Annotated in this window: 7 protein-coding genes; 4 read left to right on the top strand and 3 right to left on the bottom strand. The window is 49.9% G+C overall.

The genetic code is table 11. The features are described from left to right. Positions 1-231: 231 nt before the first annotated feature. Complete coding sequence (purU, locus tag DEO48_RS09710) at positions 232-1,074, bottom strand: formyltetrahydrofolate deformylase (RefSeq protein ID WP_023312104.1); 843 nt, start codon at positions 1,072-1,074, stop codon at positions 232-234. 46 nt (positions 1,075-1,120) lie between these two features. After that, positions 1,121-1,579: a YchJ family protein gene (locus DEO48_RS09705; RefSeq protein ID WP_045404942.1), complete on the bottom strand. Its 459-nt coding sequence runs from the start codon at positions 1,577-1,579 to the stop codon at positions 1,121-1,123. 115 nt (positions 1,580-1,694) lie between these two features. Here DEO48_RS09705 and rssA point away from each other — a divergent pair, with 115 nt between their 5' ends. The 3 genes from rssA to galU all read left to right on the top strand — a co-directional run bounded on the left by rssA (position 1,695) and on the right by galU (position 4,811). After that, the gene (gene rssA, locus DEO48_RS09700; RefSeq protein ID WP_023312102.1) at positions 1,695-2,597 is read left to right on the top strand and encodes a patatin-like phospholipase RssA; all 903 of its coding nucleotides are present in this window, start codon (positions 1,695-1,697) and stop codon (positions 2,595-2,597) included. Positions 2,598-2,688: 91 nt separating this feature from the next. After that, the gene (rssB, locus tag DEO48_RS09695) at positions 2,689-3,702 is read left to right on the top strand and encodes a two-component system response regulator RssB (protein ID WP_023312101.1); all 1,014 of its coding nucleotides are present in this window, start codon (positions 2,689-2,691) and stop codon (positions 3,700-3,702) included. Between the two features lie 200 nt (positions 3,703-3,902). After that, the gene (gene galU, locus DEO48_RS09690; RefSeq protein ID WP_008502780.1) at positions 3,903-4,811 is read left to right on the top strand and encodes a UTP--glucose-1-phosphate uridylyltransferase GalU; all 909 of its coding nucleotides are present in this window, start codon (positions 3,903-3,905) and stop codon (positions 4,809-4,811) included. Positions 4,812-5,012: 201 nt separating this feature from the next. Here galU and hns read toward each other — a convergent pair whose 3' ends face one another. Continuing rightward, positions 5,013-5,426, bottom strand: coding sequence for a histone-like nucleoid-structuring protein H-NS (gene hns / locus DEO48_RS09685; protein WP_008502781.1), 414 nt, complete (start codon positions 5,424-5,426; stop codon positions 5,013-5,015). Between the two features lie 548 nt (positions 5,427-5,974). Between hns and tdk the strand changes: the two genes are divergently transcribed. Next, positions 5,975-6,573, top strand: a 599-nt coding sequence (gene tdk / locus DEO48_RS09680) for a thymidine kinase (RefSeq protein ID WP_109845029.1), incomplete at its 3' end; no start/stop codon positions are given.

Here is a 6,573-nt window from a genome sequence, read left to right as displayed (position 1 = left end):
GAAGGATTCGAACCTTCGAAGTCGATGACGGCAGATTTACAGTCTGCTCCCTTTGGCCGCTCGGGAACCCCACCACGGGGTAATACTTTTTACTGGCCTGCTTCCTGCTGGAAGCGGGGCGCATCATATCAAATGAGGCGCCCCTGTAAAGCATTCCTTTAGGGAAATGAAGCTGTTTGCCTGCTTTTTATCCGTAAAGGCGCAAAGCTAATCAATTCATTTTCCGAAAGATTAAAGAATGATGGTTCTGTTGCCGTAGACAAAGACACGCTGCGCCAGTACCTGATACAGCGCACGGCTCAGCACGTTCTTCTCAACGTCACGCCCTGCACGCATCATGTCCTCGGCCGTGTAGGTGTGGTCCACGTGAATCACGTCCTGCATGATGATTGGACCTTCGTCCAGGTTGTCATTCACGTAGTGTGCGGTTGCACCGATGATCTTCACGCCGCGCTCGTACGCCTGGTGGTAGGGACGCGCGCCAATAAAGGCTGGCAGGAACGAGTGGTGAATGTTGATGATCTTGTTCGGGAAACGCGCCACGAAGGATGGCGTTAACACGCGCATGTATTTCGCCAGCACCACGTAGTCCGGGTTATGCGCTTCAATGGCCTGGGCCATCAGATCGTCGTGTTCTTCACGGGTATGGCCTTCGTGGCTAACCAGCTCGAACGGAATATCAAAACGCTCGACCAGCGTGCGCAGCGTCTCATGGTTGCCAATAACGGCAGCTATTTCCACGTCCAGACCACCGTAGTTTGCTTTCATCAGCAGGTCGCCCAGACAGTGTGCTTCTTTAGTCACCAGGATCACGATGCGGCGTCGACCGGCTGGGGTCAGTTCGCGCACGGAACCTTCCGGAAGCGCGCTGTCGAGATCGGCAAGCAGGGTAGTATCGTTGAAAATACCTTCGAGTTCGGTACGCATAAAGAAGCGGCCGGTACGGTGGTCAACGAACTCGTTGTTCTGCACGATATTCAGTTCATGTTTGTAGCAAATGTTGGTAATTCGTGCGATCAGTCCTTTTTGATCGGGACAGATAGTGCGCAGAACTTTACGTTGTAATGATTGCATCGCCGGGAAATCCTGTTTGTATTTGCGAAGTCTGGGTTATCAGGCATTACTGCCCGCAACACTTTTTAAATTTTTTACCTGAACCACACGGGCAGGGATCGTTACGACCAAATTGCGGGCGTGTTCCGTCAATATAATACCACTGCCCGCTTTCCTTTAAGAACCGGGAACGCTCGATAATGGCACCAGGTTTATTATTCTCGGTAAAACGAGCAACAAAGCTGACGTAGCCTTCATCCACATGACTGCCCGTTGAGGATTCATAGACAGTGAGGCCGAGCCACTGCGTGTTCGCGAAGCCGGCTTCGATGTCCTGTCTGAATTCGTCAGCGTGGCAGGAGGGATGCCAGGTTTTAATCAGGTAGTCTGCGTCTTTGATCACAAAAGCAGTGTAACGTGAACGCATGAGGTGTGACGGGTCTGGTGCAACCTGATCGCCAGACAGATATCGCTGGCAACATAGGCTATACTCCAGAGCGCTACCACAAGGGCAGAGTTGAGACACGATTCTCTTCCTGGAACAAATAATAAAGGCGTAAAACGCTTCGGGTAGCACTATGTTAACTGAGCTGTTGCGTTGACGCTATGTCAGGAATCCAGGGGGAAGTAAAACAGGGCTAATGAGAAAGGTTAAAATTGGACTGGCGCTGGGCTCAGGTGCAGCCCGGGGATGGTCACACATCGGCGTGATTAATGCCTTAAACAAGATGGGCATTAACGTAGATATTGTCGCAGGTTGTTCAATAGGATCGCTTGTCGGCTCCGCTTACGCGTGCGGGAAGCTTCCTGAACTCGAGACTTGGGTGCGTTCCTTCAGTTACTGGGACGTCCTGCGTCTGATGGACCTTTCGTGGCAGCGGGGTGGGCTGTTGCGCGGCGAACGCGTCTTTAACCAGTTCCGCCAGGTTATGCCTCTCGAAGACTTTACTGATTGTCAGATGCCCTTCGGCGCCGTCGCGACGAACCTCAGCACGGGACGCGAGCTTTGGCTAACCGAAGGGGATATCCATCTTGCCGTGCGCGCCTCCTGCAGCATGCCGGGGCTCATGGCGCCTGTTCCACACAACGGTTACTGGCTTGTCGACGGTGGCGTCGTGAACCCGGTTCCCATCTCTCTGACCCGTGCAATGGGGGCGGATATCGTGATTGCCGTCGACCTGCAGCACGACGCCCACCTGATGCAACAGGACCTCATGCCGGTCAATCTCCAGAGCGAAGATGCCGAGGGCGAGAAACTGGCCTGGCATGAGCGCCTGCGCGGCAGAATCGGGCGCATGGCCGCGCGACGCTCGGTTGCCGCGCCGACGGCGATAGAAATCATGACCACGTCAATCCAGGTTCTGGAGAACCGCCTTAAGCGCAATCGTATGGCAGGCGATCCGCCAGATATTCTTATTCAGCCTTACTGTCCGCAAATCTCTACTCTTGATTTCCATCGGGCTGAGGCCGCCATCGCAGCGGGCTCGTTAGCCGTCGAAAAGAAAATGGACGAATTGTTGCCTTTTGTGCAAACAGCACGTTAAGCACCTTTTTTTGACTACTTCAGCAAAATCTGACAGGCGATAGTGCCGATCGCATGCCACTATTTAGTTACTGTCAGCCAGGGGAGGAACCATGACGCAGCCATTGGCCGGAAAACACATTTTGATTGTAGAAGACGAGCCCGTTTTCCGATCGCTACTGGATTCGTGGTTATCCTCGCTGGGAGCAATCACTTCACTCGCTGAAGATGGTATCGACGCCCTGGAAAAAATGATCAGCATTACGCCCGATTTGATGATTTGCGACATTGAGATGCCGCGCATGAATGGGCTGAAGCTGGTTGAACATCTGCGTAACGAAGGCAACCAGACGCCGATTCTGGTGATCTCTGCCACAGAGAATATGGCGGATATCGCCAAAGCATTGCGTCTTGGCGTCCAGGATATTCTGCTTAAGCCGGTCAAGGATCTGAACCGGCTGCGAGAAACGGTCTTAGCGTGCCTTTATCCGAATATGTTTAATTCCCGGGTAGAGGAAGAGGAGCGTCTTTTCCAGGACTGGGATGCACTGGTGAGTGATCCTCCTGCTGCGGCGAAACTGTTGCAAGAACTTCAGCCGCCCGTACAGCAAACTATTTCGCACTGCCGCGTAAATTATCGCCAGCTGGTGGCGGCTGACCAGCCGGGACTGGTGCTGGATATCGCACCATTATCTGATTCCGACCTTGCGTTTTATTCTCTGGATGTCACCCGTGCGGGGGATAATGGCGTATTAGCCGCGTTGCTTCTTCGCGCGCTATTTAATGGTTTGCTGCAGGAACAGTTATCGCATCAGGGACAACGGCTGCCGGAGTTAGGCAGTTTGCTTAAACAGGTAAACCAGCTTTTTCGTCAGGCTAATTTGCCCGGACAGTTCCCGCTGCTGGTCGGTTATTACCACAGCGGTTTAAAGAATCTGATCCTCGTCTCAGCGGGTCTCAACGCTTCACTGAATACCGGTGAACATCATATTGAGGTGAGTAACGGTGTGCCGCTTGGGACATTGGGTACGGCGTATCTTAATCAAATTAGCCACCGCTGTTCCTCCTGGCAGTGCCAAATTTGGGGCGCCGGGGGACGGCTGCGCTTAATGTTGTCCACGGAATAAGCAATTGGATCTTAATTTTAAGATTGCTTTACCTGTGTTTTACGGGGAGTGCTACTATCGCTGCCCAGTTTCATGCGTATTTATCCTAATTGATCGGCAACGCGTTCTTTTCAGACCCGAACTGCGGGGCGAGGCTGATATACTCAACGCGTTATTTATTGCATAAAAGTTCAAAACTTGAACAGCTCAGGAGAATTTGAATGGCTGCCCTAAATTCGAAAGTCAGAAAGGCCGTCATCCCGGTAGCGGGATTGGGGACCAGGATGTTACCAGCAACTAAGGCAATTCCTAAAGAGATGCTGCCTCTGGTTGATAAGCCATTAATCCAGTATGTCGTTAATGAATGTATCGCAGCCGGCATCACTGAAATTGTGCTGGTTACGCATTCATCAAAAAACTCTATCGAAAACCATTTCGATACAAGCTTTGAACTTGAAGCCATGCTGGAAAAGCGTGTTAAGCGTCAGCTGTTAGAAGAAGTTCAGTCTATTTGCCCGCCACACGTTACCATTATGCAGGTTCGTCAGGGCCTGGCTAAAGGTCTGGGCCACGCTGTTATGTGCGCACATCCTGTTGTAGGTGATGAGCCTGTAGCGGTAATTCTGCCTGACGTAATTCTGGACGAATACGAATCCGATCTTTCTCAGGATAACCTTGCTGAGATGATCAAACGTTTCGACGAAACCGGCAGCAGCCAGATCATGGTTGAGCCTGTTGAAGACGTGACGGCATACGGTGTGGTTGACTGCAAAGGCGTTAACCTTGAACCGGGCGAAAGCGTGCCAATGGTTGGCGTGGTAGAGAAGCCTAAAGCCGACGTAGCGCCTTCAAACCTGGCCGTTGTAGGTCGCTATGTCCTGAGCGCTGAAATCTGGCCTCTGCTGGCGAAAACGCCTCCAGGAGCGGGTGATGAGATTCAGCTGACGGATGCGATTGATATGCTGATCGAGAAAGAGACCGTTGAGGCTTACCATATGAAAGGTAAGAGCCATGACTGCGGTAATAAGCTTGGTTATATGCAGGCGTTCGTTGAATATGGTATTCGCCACAATACTCTTGGTGAAGAATTTAAAACCTGGCTCAAAGAGAGCGTAGGTATTAAGAAATAAGCCACGGTTACATATGTCCGAAACCGGTGAGGCGCTGCCCACCGGTTTTTTTATGCCCTAAACACTTCTGAAACCTGTCTCTAAGTACAGTTATTAAAATTGCCAAATAATGCTTTATGACAGAGTGTAAGGGGATGTTTGCGACAAATTTAGGTTAAAAAAAATCCCGCATTACGCGGGATTTTTCTGAATACGGTTGGATTAATCCTTGATCAGGAAGTCGTCCAGCTGTTTACCTTGTTCGTCCATGGCTTTCTTGATAACAGCAGGAGTGCGGCCCTGGCCAGTCCAGGTTTTAGTTTCGCCGTTCTCGTCAACGTAGCTATATTTAGCAGGACGAGCAGCACGCTTGGCTTTAGTACCGGTTTTAGCTGCAGCCATGCTGTTCAGCAATTCATTTGGATCGATACCATCAGCAATCAGCATTTCACGATATTGCTGCAGTTTACGAGTACGTTCTTCGATTTCAGCAGCAGCTGCGCTTTCTTCTTCACGACGTTCATTAACTACAACTTCTAATTTTTCCAGCATTTCTTCAAGCGTTTCGAGGGTGCATTCTCTTGCCTGCGCACGAAGAGTACGGATGTTGTTCAGAATTTTAAGTGCTTCGCTCATTGTAGTAATCTCAAACTTATAATGGGGGGTGGTTTGTTGACCTAATAATAGAGCCATAAATTCAGTTGTGCAATAGCCAGGAATGTAAGGAATTCAAAAAATACTAAATAATGCCGCTATTATTAATTACGCTAACTTAAATTTCATCACCCAACAGTCTCGTTTGTTATCAGCTAACCCGGCTGGACCCGGTCGATTGCATCTTTTTTTTGTGACATTTACCGCAGGAATTATAGTTGCGGCGGAAAAATATCAGCCTTTTGTATTAGTTCCCCTGCGTGATGTTAAGACCGTAATAGTTAATAAATAGTGAATTTTAAAGAACGGGGATTCCACTATAAAAAGCAGTGTTATGTTTGGCTAAACATATAACATATTGGCCGGGCAGAAGGAGTTTACTTCATGTTTTAACGGGCTATTTTCATGAAAAGAAGGTGTGAACTCTGCGCTGAAACGCTTCCTCTGTGTGCTGCATCGCTGATGACCTGACAAATTATGGTACAATGAATCATCGGGAATATTACACATTGATTAGGGTTTTACGGCCAATGGCACAACTTTATTTCTACTATTCGGCAATGAATGCCGGGAAATCCACCGCGTTGCTGCAATCCTCGTACAATTACCAGGAGCGTGGGATGCGTACCGTTGTTTATACGGCTGAAATTGACGATCGCTTTGGCGCAGGGAAGGTGAGCTCAAGAATAGGGCTCTCGTCGCCTGCCAGACTGTTTAACCCGAAAACCGATCTGTTTGAGGACATTCGTACAGAACATGCTTTGCAGCCCATTCACTGTGTTCTGGTAGATGAGAGCCAGTTTCTGACGCGTGAACAGGTTCATGCTCTTTCAGAGGTGGTCGATGAGCTTGATATTCCCGTGCTGTGTTACGGCCTGCGTACGGATTTCCGCGGTGAGCTCTTTGCCGGTAGCCAGTACTTGCTCGCCTGGTCGGATAAGCTTGTCGAATTGAAAACAATCTGCTTCTGCGGTCGCAAAGCCAGCATGGTGCTTCGTCTCGACCAGGCCGGAAAACCTTATGCAGATGGCGAGCAGGTGGTTATAGGCGGTAATGAACGCTACGTTTCAGTCTGTCGTAAGCATTATAAAGAAGCGTTGTCTGTAGGCTCGCTGACGGCGATTCAGCA

Origin of the sequence: Enterobacter sp. CGMCC 5087, from assembly GCF_003144775.1 — a bacterium.
GTDB classification, from domain to species: Bacteria; Pseudomonadota; Gammaproteobacteria; order Enterobacterales; family Enterobacteriaceae; genus Enterobacter; species Enterobacter cloacae_M.
This window is presented reverse-complemented; position numbering and strand designations above follow the sequence as displayed.

What these genes read in the sequence shown, in the direction of transcription:
- purU (WP_023312104.1), bottom strand. Translation starts at nt 1,074, where the DNA reads ATGCAATCATTACAACGTAAAGTTCTGCGCACTATCTGTCCCGATCAA.
- rssA (WP_023312102.1), top strand. Translation starts at nt 1,695, where the DNA reads ATGAGAAAGGTTAAAATTGGACTGGCGCTGGGCTCAGGTGCAGCCCGG.
- rssB (WP_023312101.1), top strand. Translation starts at nt 2,689, where the DNA reads ATGACGCAGCCATTGGCCGGAAAACACATTTTGATTGTAGAAGACGAG.
- galU (WP_008502780.1), top strand. Translation starts at nt 3,903, where the DNA reads ATGGCTGCCCTAAATTCGAAAGTCAGAAAGGCCGTCATCCCGGTAGCG.
- hns (WP_008502781.1), bottom strand. Translation starts at nt 5,426, where the DNA reads ATGAGCGAAGCACTTAAAATTCTGAACAACATCCGTACTCTTCGTGCG.